This window comes from Stutzerimonas sp. NM35, from assembly GCF_054604355.1.
Window position 1 is genome coordinate 2,541,902 of sequence record NZ_CM137728.1, and the last position, 13,449, is coordinate 2,555,350.

The 13,449-nt window shown below is 62.1% G+C and carries 12 protein-coding genes; 4 read left to right on the forward strand and 8 right to left on the reverse strand.

Going from position 1 to position 13,449, the window contains the following annotated elements; all coding sequences use genetic code 11:
- Position 1 precedes the first annotated feature (1 nt).
- The 8 genes from ACYCFC_RS11820 to ACYCFC_RS11855 all read right to left on the reverse strand — a co-directional run bounded on the left by ACYCFC_RS11820 (position 2) and on the right by ACYCFC_RS11855 (position 10,678).
- Positions 2–1,162 carry a glycosyltransferase gene (locus ACYCFC_RS11820; RefSeq protein WP_459651715.1) on the reverse strand — a complete coding sequence of 387 codons (1,161 nt, stop codon included), beginning with the start codon at positions 1,160–1,162 and terminating at the stop codon, positions 2–4.
- A gap of 41 nt (positions 1,163–1,203) precedes the next feature.
- Complete coding sequence (locus tag ACYCFC_RS11825; RefSeq protein WP_459651716.1) at positions 1,204–2,577, reverse strand: lipopolysaccharide biosynthesis protein; 1,374 nt, start codon at positions 2,575–2,577, stop codon at positions 1,204–1,206.
- A 15-nt stretch (positions 2,578–2,592) separates the two neighbouring features.
- Complete coding sequence (locus ACYCFC_RS11830) at positions 2,593–3,939, reverse strand: UDP-glucose dehydrogenase family protein (protein WP_181085067.1); 1,347 nt, start codon at positions 3,937–3,939, stop codon at positions 2,593–2,595.
- A gap of 141 nt (positions 3,940–4,080) precedes the next feature.
- A complete protein-coding gene (locus ACYCFC_RS11835; protein ID WP_181085065.1) occupies positions 4,081–6,273 on the reverse strand; it encodes a GumC family protein in 2,193 nt (730 codons plus the stop codon).
- Positions 6,274–6,275: 2 nt separating this feature from the next.
- Entirely contained in the window at positions 6,276–6,809 is a 534-nt protein-coding gene (locus tag ACYCFC_RS11840; RefSeq protein WP_459653987.1) for a polysaccharide biosynthesis/export family protein, read from the reverse strand.
- A 43-nt stretch (positions 6,810–6,852) separates the two neighbouring features.
- A complete protein-coding gene (locus ACYCFC_RS11845) occupies positions 6,853–8,010 on the reverse strand; it encodes an outer membrane beta-barrel protein (RefSeq protein WP_181085061.1) in 1,158 nt (385 codons plus the stop codon).
- A gap of 474 nt (positions 8,011–8,484) precedes the next feature.
- Positions 8,485–9,321, reverse strand: coding sequence for a CvfB family protein (locus tag ACYCFC_RS11850; protein ID WP_181085059.1), 837 nt, complete (start codon positions 9,319–9,321; stop codon positions 8,485–8,487).
- Between the two features lie 208 nt (positions 9,322–9,529).
- Positions 9,530–10,678, reverse strand: a complete 1,149-nt coding sequence (locus tag ACYCFC_RS11855) for a PQQ-dependent sugar dehydrogenase (protein ID WP_459651717.1) — start codon at positions 10,676–10,678, stop codon at positions 9,530–9,532.
- 220 nt (positions 10,679–10,898) lie between these two features.
- Between ACYCFC_RS11855 and ACYCFC_RS11860 the strand changes: the two genes are divergently transcribed.
- From ACYCFC_RS11860 to ACYCFC_RS11875, 4 genes are all read left to right on the forward strand, one after another.
- Complete coding sequence (locus ACYCFC_RS11860; protein WP_181085055.1) at positions 10,899–11,078, forward strand: hypothetical protein; 180 nt, start codon at positions 10,899–10,901, stop codon at positions 11,076–11,078.
- 96 nt (positions 11,079–11,174) lie between these two features.
- Positions 11,175–11,897, forward strand: coding sequence for an RNA pseudouridine synthase (locus tag ACYCFC_RS11865; RefSeq protein WP_181085053.1), 723 nt, complete (start codon positions 11,175–11,177; stop codon positions 11,895–11,897).
- 169 nt (positions 11,898–12,066) lie between these two features.
- Positions 12,067–12,825 (forward strand): type 2 periplasmic-binding domain-containing protein, encoded by a 759-nt coding sequence (locus tag ACYCFC_RS11870; RefSeq protein ID WP_181085051.1) that lies wholly within the window; start codon positions 12,067–12,069, stop codon positions 12,823–12,825.
- Between the two features lie 77 nt (positions 12,826–12,902).
- The gene (locus tag ACYCFC_RS11875) at positions 12,903–13,433 is read left to right on the forward strand and encodes a hypothetical protein (protein ID WP_181085049.1); all 531 of its coding nucleotides are present in this window, start codon (positions 12,903–12,905) and stop codon (positions 13,431–13,433) included.
- Positions 13,434–13,449: the final 16 nt, after the last annotated feature.

Genomic DNA, 13,449 nt, shown 5'->3' on the forward strand with positions numbered 1-13,449 from the left:
GTCAGCTCGATCGGGCGCTTTTGAGCAGCATCTGCACACGCTCGAAAAAGCCGACGCATATCACCGGCAGGGAGGGAAACTTGTAGAAGAAGCGGAAGATGTCGTACTGCGTTCGCGGCGCGCGCAAGGCGGCGCTGTCCACTTCCGCGCTGTCGATCAGGGCGATGCCCTGCCCTGCCACGTCATGCAGCACGCTCAGTTCCATGGGCTTCATCGAGAGACTGAAACTGTGCAGGCCGGGCTTGTCGGTGCGCGTCAGTTGCAAACCGCTGCGGCAGTCCTTGCAGCCGAACAGGTTGACCCGGAAGTCATGGCCGGCGAGCTTCGGATTGAGCTTTTTCAGGGTCTGCGGCGAGAGTTCGCAGAAGGCGTCGTAGCGCGCCAGGCAATCATCGAAGTGGGCGAACTGGTAGTCGATCCGCTGCTGCTGGATGGCCACCTGAAAACGCGATGAAGCGATATAGAAATGCTGGCCGGGATCGCCGAAGTTGGTGGTCAGCGAGCGATAGGGGTAGACGAAATAACGGTCGCTGCTGATGATCCAGGCGTTGTACAGCTTCAGCCAGGAGGATTCCGGCCAGCTGCGAATATCACCGGGAATACCCTCGATGCGGCTGATATCCGTGCCATTGCCCACCAGCCACTCGCGAAAGCCCTGCCAGTGCCGACGCGACCAGGCCTGGCCCCAGGACGCGGCCAGCTGCATGAAATAGACATCCGAATCGCCATCGTCGATGGGCGTGAACGGCAGGTTGGCAGTCTGGTTGAACTGCTGGCTATAGAGGCTGATGCCGGCCACACGCGGGTCATCGGCATAGTATTCCAGCGCCTGGGCCGTGTACTCATAGAAATACGGCGAGACGAACAGGTCGTCTTCGAGCACCAGCACGTCGCCGTATTCCTCGGTGAGGTCGCCACAGGCCAGCACATGGTTGCGCAACCCCAGGCGCTTCTCGCGGTGGATCACCCGTTTCTCGCCATGTGGCCAGTCATAGGCCTCGGCCAGATGCAACGGTTCCAGGGTGCCGGAATTGTCCAGGCTGATCACCAGGCTGATCTCCCCGACCGGGTAATACGCCTTGCTCAGCGAGGTCAGCAGGCGCTGCAGGCTCTTCGGTCGGTTGTAGCCGATGACGACGATGGTGGGCCGCTTTGCTGTCATGGGAAAATCCATATCGTTCAATGAAGAATGTCCTTGCCTGCTCATACCGTTGCCCTCTGCCGCACATACCAGCGCCTGGCCTGCAAAACGACGATCACCACCAGGCTCAGGTAGATCAGCACCCCGGCGGCGGAGAACGCCTGCACCGTGACCAGCGCATCGCCGACCAGTACCGCTCCGCCGAACAGCGCCAGCACACGCAGGCTGGTGCTGAAAATCTCGAAAATCAGGAACCGCCCCTGCAGCGACAGCGCCGGCACCGCCACCACGCAGGGCCGCGAGACGAACACCAGGTACTCGGCCAATGCCAGCCAGCGAGCGAATTCACCGGCCACCTGCCACTGCTCTCCGAACACCAGCGCGAACAGCCAGGGGCCGAAAGCCACTACCAGACTGAAGGGCACCAGACCGACCAGTGCCAGCGCCGCAGTCGCTTTGATCAGCATTGCGGCCACAGGTTCACCGTCGTGGATCGCCCGGCTGATACGCGGGTAATAGACATCGGCCACCGACTTGCCGATGAGGTTGGTGGGCATGCTCATCGCCTGCCGGCACAGGGCGAAGAAACCGGCCGCCGCCGGGCCGAAATACACCGCCAGGATCAGCGTCGGCAGGTGCTGGGATACCGCATTGATCAGCATCACCGGCGCACGGAACAGGGGAAAGTCGCGATGCCGACGTGCCAGTCCGAGCAGACCGGGCTGCTGTTCCTCGCTTCTGCCGTTCTGATCGTCATCGTTGTGGTTATCGGTATGCGGCTTTGCCCGCAGCATCGCCAGGCCGAGCATCGTCGCGTGCAGTGCGTGCTGCAGCGCCGTGCTGCACACCAGTACCAGCGCCGAGGGCTGCACCAGTCCCGCCAGCGTGCGAATGGAGTTGAACAGCAGCGAGTGGCCCACCGCGACGCTCGCGGTGATGCGGAAACGTTGCGTGCGGAACAGCCACTGCTGGCAGATTTCCAGCGCCGCGCCGCTGAACATCACCAGCGGCACCAGCATCAGGTACGGCTGGATGATCTGCATCTGCAACCGGGTCGTCAGCGCCGCGCCGAACAGATAAAGCAGAAGCCCCACCAGCGCCGCCATCGCCAGGGCGATCAGCAGCGACAGGCGCACCAGCCCACGCGCATCGCCATCACGCCGGGGCAGCACGATGGCGATGGGATAGGTCAGCGCGGCCACCGGAATCAGCATCAGGGTCACGCTGAGAAAGGTGCCCAGCACGCCGTAGGCTTCCGGCCCGTAGATGCGCGTGATCACCGGCATGAACGCCAGCGTCAGTGCCTGCGCGCCGGCGGTGCCGCTGACCACGGTGAGAATGTTGCGCAACAGTCGGCTGTTGCGGCAGCCATGCAGCAGCACAGCCAGCCGCTCACGGAACATGGGAGAGCCGCTGCTCTGCTCGATGGTGCTCACTCAGCCATCTCCCGCTCAGGCCAGCACTGGCTGACGACCGATGCCGTAATAGCTGAAGCCTTCACGCTTGAGCTGTTCACGGTCGTACTGGTTGCGACCGTCGATGATCAGCGGGGTGTTGAGCAGGCGCTTCAGGGCACGGAAATCCGGGCGACGGAAAGGCTTCCACTCGGTCACCAGGCACAGCGCATCGGCGTCGATGGCCGCCTCGTACTGGCCTTCGGCGATCTGCAGCCGGCCATCGGCAAACCAGGCCTCGGGAAACTCGCGGCGGGCCGTCTCGCGCGCCACCGGGTCGAAGGCACGAACCTTGGCGCCGGCATTGATCAGGCTGTTGATCAGCACCACGCTCGGCGCCTCGCGCATGTCATCGGTGCCCGGCTTGAACGCCAGGCCCCAGACGGCGAAGGTGCGCCCGGCGAGATCGCCCTGGAAGTGACTGGAAAGCTTGTTGAACAGCGCGTGTTTCTGCTGATCGTTGCGCGCTTCCACCGCCTGCAGCAGCTTGGGTTCGAAGTCGCTCTGGTGGGCGATGTTGATCAGCGCCTTGACGTCCTTGGGGAAGCAGGAGCCGCCATAACCACAGCCGGCGTAGATGAAGTGGTAACCGATGCGCTCGTCCGAGCCGATGCCCAGGCGAACGTTCTCGATATCCACATCGAGCCGCTCGCACAGGCCGGCGACTTCGTTCATGAAGGAGATCTTCGTCGCCAGCATCGCGTTGGCGGCGTACTTGGTCATTTCCGCATCGCGGATGCCCATGAACAGGGTGCGCGGACGGTTGCGGATAAAGGGCGCGTAGAGCGCACTCATCACCTGCCGCGCATGCTCGTTGTCGGCGCCGATGACGATCCGGTCCGGGTGCATGAAGTCGTTGACCGCCGCGCCTTCCTTGAGGAACTCGGGGTTCGACACCACCGAGAACTCGATCTCGACGCCACGCGCTTCAAGCCGCTCGCTGATCGCAGCGCGTACCAGATCGGCGGTGCCTACCGGCACGGTGGACTTGTTGACGATGATGGCCGGGGCGCTGAGGTGGTCGCCAATCTGCCGGGCGACTTCCAGCACATAGCGCAGATCCGCCGAGCCATCCTCGCCGGGCGGCGTACCGACCGCGATGAAGAACACCTCGGACTGTTCGACCGCCTCGGCCAGCGACGTGGTGAAAACCAGTCGCCCGGAAGCGTGATTGTCACGCACGATCTCTTCGAGACCCGGCTCGTAGATGGGCAGGATGCCCTGCTTGAGGTTGTCGATCTTGCTCTTGTCGACATCCACGCAATGGACCCGGTTGCCCATTTCGGCAATGCAGGCGCCGGTTACCAGGCCCACGTAGCCGCTTCCAACAACGGTAATGTTCATAGCAGATTCCTCGATAAGTCATTCATGCAGGCGTGCCTCTGCTCGACCCCTGAAAAAGGGGCCGTTGGCGCAATCGTCTTGCTGGGCAGATTCAAGGGCCGACCAGACTCGTCTGGCCGGCCTGCATACGGGCGAGCCGGCTTACACCGTCTGCTCGCTGTAGCCGTAGTGGTCGTAATAGCCACGGAACTGGCCGTTCTTCCTGGCCTTCTCGACATCGACATGGTTGAGCACCACGCCTGCGACCGGTGCGCTGCTGTTCTGCAACTGGCTCACGCCCTTCTGCACGTGGGGGATCAGGGTGCTGTCGGACTTGACCACGTAGATCACCGCATCAGCCAGGGTCGACAGAACGGCCGCATCGCTGACCGCCTGGCTCGGCGGCGAGTCGATGATGATCCGCTCGTAACGGCCCTTGAGCACTTCCAGCAGCTTGCCGAAACGCGGTGAGGACAGCAGTTCCAGCGGGTTGGAGGGCACCGGACCGGCGGCGATCATGTCGACGTTGCCTACGCTGTGAATGCAGTCTTCGAGCCTGGCATTGCCGCCGATCAGGTTCACCAGTCCCGGCGTACCGGGCTTCAGGTCGAAGGCCTTTTCCAGGGTTGCGCGGCGCAGGTCGGCATCGATCAGCAGCACACGATGCAGCTGGCCCATGGCGAATGCCAGGTTGGCCGAAACCGAACTCTTGCCCTCGCCCGGCGCGGTGGACGTGACCACCAGCACCTGGCGTGGCTGACTGGCTTCGCTGAGCAGCAGGTTGGTGCGGATGGTTCGCACAGCCTCGCAGAAACGCTTGTCGCCGCTGCGCTCGAACAGATGGCTGACGTCCTTGCGCAACTTGCGCGGCACCTGCGGCACGATACCCATCACCGGCAGATTGAGCTTGCTCTCCACCTCCTCGGAGCTCTTGAAGGTATTGTCGAGGATCTCGCGGATGATCGCCTGGGCGATGCCCAGTACCAGCGCCAGGAACAGCGCCACAACCAGAATCAGCTTGGTGTTCGGTGCGCTGGGTTCGGTCGGCGGGATGGCCGCATCGACCACGCGGGCATTGGTGGAACTCAGGTCCGAGGTCGCCGTGGTTTCCTGCAGACGGGTCATGAAGGTTTCGTACAGGGCGCGGTCGCTTTCGACCTGACGTTGCAGGTCACGCACCTTGAATTCCTTGCGCGAGATGTTCTGGATGCGGTCCTTGTTCTCGTCGAAGGAGGCACGCAGCGAATTCTCGTTGGCCACTGCCAATTGGTAGTTGCGTTCGATGCTCGCCACCACCTGCTCGACCTGCTGGCGCAGACTGGCGGTCGCCGCATTCAGATCGGAGCGCGCCGAACCCATGGCCGGATGGCGGTCACCGTAACGACGCGAAAGATCTTCGACACGCGAGCGGGCATGCGCCTGATCAGCCTTGAACTGCTGGATCAGCGGATGGCCGAGCACTGCCGGCACGCTGGACAGACGCTCCCAGCCCTGGCTGCGCATGGACTCGACCTGACGATACTGGCTCTCGGCTTCGGCGCGCTGACGACGGGCGTCGATCATGCGATCACCCGTGAGCGACAGCTCGTTGGCACTGATGGTGCCGATGCCATCCAGATCCACCAACCCTTCGGCGTCCAGATAGGCCTGCAGCTGATCCTCGGAGGCCTGCAGTTTTTCGCGCAGGGACACCAGGCGGTCGTTCATCCAGCCGGCTGCCGTCATCGACATGTCGACCTTGGCCTCCAGCTGGGCCTCGATATAGGCCTGTGCCAACTGGTTGGCAGCCTGCGCGGCGGTGAGGTTATCGGCCATGGAGACCGACAGATAGACCAGCTGGCTCTTGCCCTCGACCCAGACCGAGGTGCGCTCCATGAAGCGCTGGGTGGCGTAGTCCATGACCTGGGCTTCGGTGACCGGCTCGCGCTCTTCGCCGGTCAGCATGGCGGCCAGCGCACCGAAATCGATCAGCGGGCCGGGCTGCTGGCGCAAATCGAACTCGGGGTGTTCGGTCAGGCTCAGGTCGCGCACCACGCGCTCGGCGACGCCCCGGCTCTGCATCAGGCTGAGCTGGGTCTGAAGATATTCGCTGAGTTCCGGCGATTCGATCACCGGCTGGAACGACACCACAGGCGCACCCTTGGTCTCGATCAGCACCGAGGCGACCGCCTTGTAGATGGGCGTCATGCGCATCACCAGCAGGATCGTCAGCACGGCGACGATGCCGATCAGCAGGGCAATGCCCCACTTGCGCGACCAGATTGCATGCCAGATTTTTTTCAGGTCGATGAAGTCGCTATCGACAGTGCCGACTGGGCGCTGCCAGGGTCGGTCCGGGCGAACGGGGCTGTTCATGATCAGAAGAATCCTTCATCGATGTTGATCGTATCGCCGGGGCGAACCAGGGTGTCCATCGTGGCTTTTTCCGCGTTGCGTCCGTTTTCGGAGCCGCGCACGATGCTCATGCGCTTGGTCGAGGCGCGCTCGGTCAGGCCGCCCGCCAGGGCGATGGCCCGGTCCAGCGTGAGGCCCGGCTGATAGGGATAGCCACCGGGCGACTTGACCTCGCCGGAGATGTAGAACTCGCGGTAATTGACCACCGATACCGAAACCCGTGGATCGATCAGATAACCGTCCTTGAGCGTTTCGATCAGCAGGTTGCGTACCTGGCCGGGCGTCTTGCCGTTGGCGTCCACCTCGCCAATGAAGGGAAAGGTGAAGGTGCCGGCGTCGGTCAGGCGTATCTCGTCGAACGAGAGATCCGGCTCACCGTGGACGCTGACGCGGATCACGTCGCCCGAGCCCAGTTGGTATTGCGCAGCGCTGGCCACGGCGCTGAATGTCAGCAGCACCAATAGCGACAGGTATTTGAAAAGGTTCTGGATGGTCATGCTCTGTTTCTCCTTGGACACTGATGCAACCTCCTGACCGGCCTCAAAGGCTCATGTCGAAACTCAGCAGGTAGACGTTTCTGTCGTAGGTCTCCCAGCTCATGCTGGAATCGTTTTCCGTTCTGAGATACGACAGGGTCACGTCGATCCAGCGGTCCGGCGACCAGGTCACGCCGGCGCCGTAGGAGGTTCGTTCGTCGTCCCGGTCGAGCCCCTTGTATTCGCGGTCGGAGAAGCGATACAGCAGCTCGCTGGAGATGCGTGAGGTCCACTCGTGCTCCCAGGTCGCCACGGTGGTCCAGTCGTTGATGGTGCTGGCGCCATCGTCGCCCTCGTCGAAGGCGCGGCGGCTGTTGAGCTTGAAGGCGGAGTAGCTGCGCGGTTCCCAGGTGACGCCGATTTCCCACATGGGGCTGGTGAAGTCTTCACGCTGGTCGCTGTCGAAATCCTTGCGCTCGACACCCAGCTTGACTGTGCCGGACGTCTTGGCACCCGCTTCCCAGGTGGCGCCGCCGAGCAGCGCCAGGTTGGTGCTGTCGCGTAATGCGGTGGATTGCTTGTAGTCATGATCGGTGTGGCGGACTTCCAGCAGCGAGCGGGTAGTAGCGCCGAGGCGGTGGAACCAGATGGAGTTGAACATCAGGCTGTCACGCTCTTCCGAAGCATTCAGGTTGCCACTGTTGTGGTAGCGCCGCTCTTCATAGCGGGTACCGAATTCCAGCTGGTTACGAGCGGTGCGTGCGCCGTAGACATACGAGGCACGGGCGACGGCGCTGCTGTATTTGTCGTTCTCGGTATCGACCTCGGTATCGGCGGTCTCTTCCACACGGTGATAGGCCAGGCCCCAGTTCAGACGATGCCTGGAGGTAAATTCCATGGCGCTTCTGAGGCTCAGATGGTGGTCGGTGTTGCTGGCTTCAGAATCGGAATGAAAGATGTCGCTGTTGAAGGAATACTCCAGCTCGTATTCGCTGTTGCGGTTGCCCGTTGCGAGCAGGAAGGTCGGGTTGATGCCCGTGACCCAGGAAGCCTGTTCGTTATCCGACAAACCCCGATAGTTGTCGTCGTAGCTCTCGCGCACGATCAGCGTGGGCGTGAACTCGAAACCACCAATGCGAATATCCCTCGGATCGCTCGCCGCCCAGCCTTGAGTGGTCGCGAGGCAGAATAGCGATGCACCCGCAAGCGTGATGTTCCTCATAACGAATCCCTTCTCGGAGATGAATTGTTGTTCATGCCTCGACCCCAACCGCGACGCTTGGCTTGTGAGGAGTCATAGACACGCAACAGACCGCAAATATCCGCGACAGTTGCACAATCGATCAGAGGGATGATCCGGGGAGGGAAGCAGCGGCAGTCAGAAGCAGTTTCGTGGAGAGGATTAGGCTTTGGAATAAAGCCGCACGTCGGGTCGGTAAAGCGTGACCCGACCTACATGACTTCGATGTCACCCGTTCGGATGTAGGTCGGATTAGCCGAAGGCGTAATCCGACGTTCCGAAGCGTAAGCCGACGTTCCGCTGGCGTAACCGATAAACGGCCCTGCCGTCCGTCAAGGCCGAATGAATTCGGCCCTACGGCCAGGTGTCCCGTTTCGACTGCCGACTCGTAGGGCCGAACTTGTTCGGCCTTGGCCAGCGAGGGGCGCCGGGCCGACTGCCCACCGCCGTCCGGGATCAGACGCGCTCGATGCGGTCCGGGTGAATCAGGATGCGGCCCTGCTTGTAGAGCCCGCCGATGGCCTTCTTGAAGTTGCCCTTGCTGACACCGAACTGCTGCGCGATTTCATCGGCGGGGGTCTTGTCGCCAACAGCCAGGCTGCCCTGGTTTTCCTGCAGTTTCTGCAGAATCAGCGCCTGCAGGGCATCGCCGGCTTCGCTGCCCAGCGGTTGCAGGCTCAGGCTGATCTTGCCATCGGCGCGCACTTCCCGGATGTAGCCCTTTTCACGCATGCCGCCACGCAGGAACTTGAACGCCTCGTTCTTGTGGATCAGGCCCCAGTGCTGGCCGTTGATGATCGCCTTGTGGCCCAGATCGGTCCGCTCCACCACCAGCAAGTCCACCGCCTCGCCGGCGCGATAACGCGGCGGCGTCTTGTCGAGGTAGCGATCCAGACGCGCCGTGGCGGTGATACGCCGGGTGTGCTTGTCGAGGTAGACGTAGACGACACAGTAATCACCCTCGTTCAGCGGTCGCTTTTCCTCGGAATGCGGCAGCAACAGGTCCTTGGGCAGGCCCCAGTCGAGGAACAACCCGACCCGGTTGATCTGCACCACCTTGAGGCTGGCGAATTCGCCCACCTGGACTTTTGGCTTTTCGGTGGTGGCGATGAGCTTGTCGTCGCTGTCGAGGTAGATGAAAACGTTGAGCCAGTCATCGACCTCGGTGGGCGTATCCTTCGGGATGTAGCGATTGGGCAACAGGATCTCGCCATCCGGACCGCCGTCCAGATAAAGGCCGAACCCGGTGTGCTTGACGATTTGCAGGCTGTTGTAGCGCCCGATTGCGGCCATGGTGAAAAATCCTGTGAGTCGAGGCCGGCGATTCTAGCAGGCCGGCACTGCATCGGCTGCCAGGTTCAACGGTCTGCCAGACCGCTGAAAAACTACCTGCGTTGGCAATACTGCGTTAAAAACAGGCTCGGACTGCTCATTTAGACCACTAAACTCCGCGTCCTCGCCTGTTTTTGCCTTGTCTTGCCTGCCTCGCCTACGTTTTTTTTCAGCGGTCTGCCAGGCCAACCCGCAGCAACCTGCCCTTCGATGAATCCGTCAGCAGATACAGATAACCATCCGGCCCGAGCCGTACATCGCGGATGCGCTCGTTCAAGTCCTTGAGCAGACGCTCGTCATGAACGACACGGTCGCCATCGAGTTGCAGGCGAATCAGCGAGCGGTCCAGCAAGGCGCCGACGAACAGGTTCTGCTGCCACGGCGCGAAACGCTCGGCGTCATAGAAGGCCATGCCGCTGATGGCCGGCGACTGGCGCCAGACATGATGCGGCGGCTCGGTGTCGGGAGCGGATTCGCCCAGCGCCTCGGAAATGGGACTCCCGCTGTAGTCGATGCCATGGGTCGCCAGCGGCCAGCCGTAGTTGCGTCCCGGCTGGGGAATATTGATTTCGTCACCACCGCGCGGGCCATGTTCGTGGGTCCAGACCTCGCCGCTCCAGGGGTTGAGCGCCGCGCCCTGCTGATTGCGGTGGCCGTAGGACCAGATTTCCGGGAGCGCGCCCTCGGTGTTCACGAAAGGGTTGTCCTGCGGCACCTGGCCGTCGGGTTCGATCCGCACCAGTTTGCCCTGGTGCTTGTCCAGGTCCTGCGCGGTGGGCCGCTGGTTGTTTTCACCCAGCGCGACAAACAGCCGGCCCTCGCCGTCGAATACCAGTCGCGAGCCGAAATGCAGGCCGCTGGAGAGTTTCGGGCGCTGCTCGAAAATCACCGTGAAACCTTCCAGCGAGCGCCGGTCGTCCGCCAGCCGGCCACGCCCCACTGCCGTCCCGGCCTTGCCGTCATCGCCCTGCTGCGCATAACTGAGATAGACCAGGCGGTCCTTGTGGAAATCTGGCGAAAGCTGCACGTCGAGCAATCCACCCTGGCCCTGGGCATACACCTGCGGCACACCGTCGAGGGGATCGGAGAGCCGGCCCTCGGCATCGACCAGTCGCAAACTGCCGGGGCGCTCGGTCACCAGCATGGCGCCGTCATCGGGCAGGAAAGCCACGGCCCAGGGGTATTTCAGGCCATGAGCGACCTCCTCCACGCTGATCCGACCCAGTTCGCTGCCGTGATATTCGACCTCGGCCAGTACCAGGGACGAACAGGCAAGCGCAAAACCACAGGACAGAGCGCGGATGGCAGGGTGTGGCATGGGAAACCTCCAAAGCGAATGTACGAGCCTGCAAAGAAGACCATGGCCCCGGCAAAACGCTTCAGCAAATGTTTCGTCTTGCCGTTGGCCGAAGGCATGGTCCGTCCCACGAGCTTTGTAGAAACAGGCCATGCCTGCAACCCCCACATCGGAAAGTCAAACAAAAATCTGAAAAATCTGTACAATGCCCGGTTCGACTGACTAAAGGAACCTAATGACGATGGCCACCAAGACCACCTCCGCCAAACGCAAGCCAGAACCTGCCAGCGAAACCAGCCAGTCCCTGGCCGCTCAAATGGCCGCCTTTCTCAAGGCCGGCGGCGAAGTCCAGAAGATCCCCAATGGCGTCAGCGGCCAGACTCAAGGCCCGTCACGCCAGATCACCATCAGCAAGAAGTAATACCTGCGCCACCCTACCGAAACAGCGAGCTTCCGCTGTCATTGCCGTACCGCAGTGGCTCGCCAGGTTTCCCCTCCTGCGCCATCCGAGCTTTCCATGACCGAGCCGACACGCCTGTCCAAACGCCTCGCCGAGCAGCTCGGCTGTTCCCGGCGTGAGGCCGAGTTGTATATCGAGGGCGGCTGGGTCAGCGTCGATGGGCAGATCATCGAAATGCCCTACTTCAAGGTCGTGCAGCAGCGTATCGAATTGCTGCCCGGCGCCACCCCTGCCGAAGTGCCGCCGGTCACGCTGCTGCTGCACAAGCCTGCCGGCCAGCCGGTCGCCGCAGACCCGTCGAGCATCCAGGCGCAACTCGCCCAGGCTACCCATTGGAGCGGCGACGATGCACGCCTGACGCCGCGCGCACGCCACCTCGCCCGCCAGACCGCACTGGTGCCGCTGGAGCCGGAGATCAGCGGCCTGGTGGTGTTCAGCCAGCAACGCGAGGTCATTCGCAAGCTGAGCGACCCGCGCGACCGGCTCGAACAGGAATTCATCGTGGAAGTGGCGGGCGAAGCCGAGGCTGGCGGGCTTGAACTGCTGGCCAAGGGCATCGGCCATCGCGGCAGGGTCCTGCCCAGGGCCAAGGCCAGCTGGCAGAACGAAACCCGCCTGCGCATCGTCCTCAAGGCACCGCAGGCCGGCGATCTGCGACAGCTCTGCGAATCCATCGGCCTGCGCATGCTGAGCGGCAAACGTATCCGCATCGGTCGCCTGTCGATGGCCAAGCTGGCGCTGGGCGAATGGCGCTTCCTGGGTGAACACGAGCGCTTCTGAGTCACCGGCTTCATGCTGGCGAATGAATGCGGCCCTACGGCTCGCTTCGCTTACTCAAGCCCGTAACTCGCGCCAAGCCCAAGGCCAAACTATGCTTGGGCTGTCGCCATGCGACCGGGAGTGACCGGACCGGATTCCGACCACCTCGCCATCCCGAGAAAGGTGCGCCATGCCGAGACTCCTTCTGGTGCTCGTATTCAGCCTGCTGCCACTGACCTGTTTCGCCCAGCAGTCTGTCGAAGTATGGACTTATCATCTTTCACCACCATTCAAGCTCGAAGCCTCGCAGGGGCTTTCCCAGGATTTCGTCGAGCTGCTCAACAGTGATCCGGCCAATGCCGGGCGCTTCCGCTTCAAGCTGGTTGAACTGCCGCGCAAACGCCTGGATATGCACCTTGCTCGCGGCTCGCCCGGCCTTCTGCTCTGGGCCACACCACGCTTCTTCAGCGCCGAACTGACAGCCAACGGCCAATGGACGCAAGCCCTCCTGGTCGATCAGCAGAGCTTCGTCTCGCTGCCCGATACGGCGTTCGAATATGAACGCCCGCAGTCACTCAACGGACTCATCCTCGGCGGCGTACTCGGCTATCACTATGAAGGGATCGAGAAGGAAATCGCCAGCGGCGCGATCCGTCGCCAGGATGTACAGACCGATCTTCAAAATCTGCAGAAACTGCTTTCAGGGCGCATCCATATTCTACTTGTCGCGCACTCCACGCTGCTCTACTACCGTCAGAGCGAAAAACTCGGCGATCTGTACATTTCTGAAAAGCCCCTGTATCAATTCACCCGACACCTGTTGATCACGAATAACCTGGGTGAGGCGGTAACCGGCTATCTCGATGGCTTTCTCGCTACCCTGCCGGGCAATCCGCACTGGCAGATCATTCTGAGCCGCTACGGGCTTCAGTCCATGATTGCGCCATGAGACATGTCTGAACGGAAAGCCAACACGCAGGCCAGAGGCCCAGGACGCACCCGCAACGACAAGAGAAAAGACATTTGATGAAAAACGCACTGGTGATCGGACTGCTTATGGTCCTGGGTGGCTGTGCCTCGCATTCATGCGATCAACCGGGCAGCGCCTGCCGCGCCGAGCGGCTGCTGTACCAGAATGACCTGTTGCAGGCCAAGATCCTCATCTCCCAGGCCGATGAAGACGGCTACGAACTCGCCCACGCATTGCTCGATCGCAGCGCCCGTCTCGACAAGCGTGGCGAAACCGAGTTCTACCAGGCGCTGTTGCTGATTCGCCAGGGGCCACAACAGGCAGAGGTGCTGCGATTGCTGGAGCGGGCCGGCGACAAGGGCCATCCGCATGCGGTGGCGCTGCTCTACAAGATCTACCAGCAACCCTATCTGGTCGATGAACAGCAGCCTGAAAAGGCCGAATCCTATCGCCGCGCCTATGCCGGGCTGGATGTTGCGCAGAGCGGCTACCCTTCTTTCGAAAAGGCCCTGGAGCTGGTCTCACAGCTCATCGAGCCGCCGCCCCAGGCTGAGTGGGTCGTACCCTGCCCCAGCCATTGTCAGTAACCCCCAAGTGCGGCAA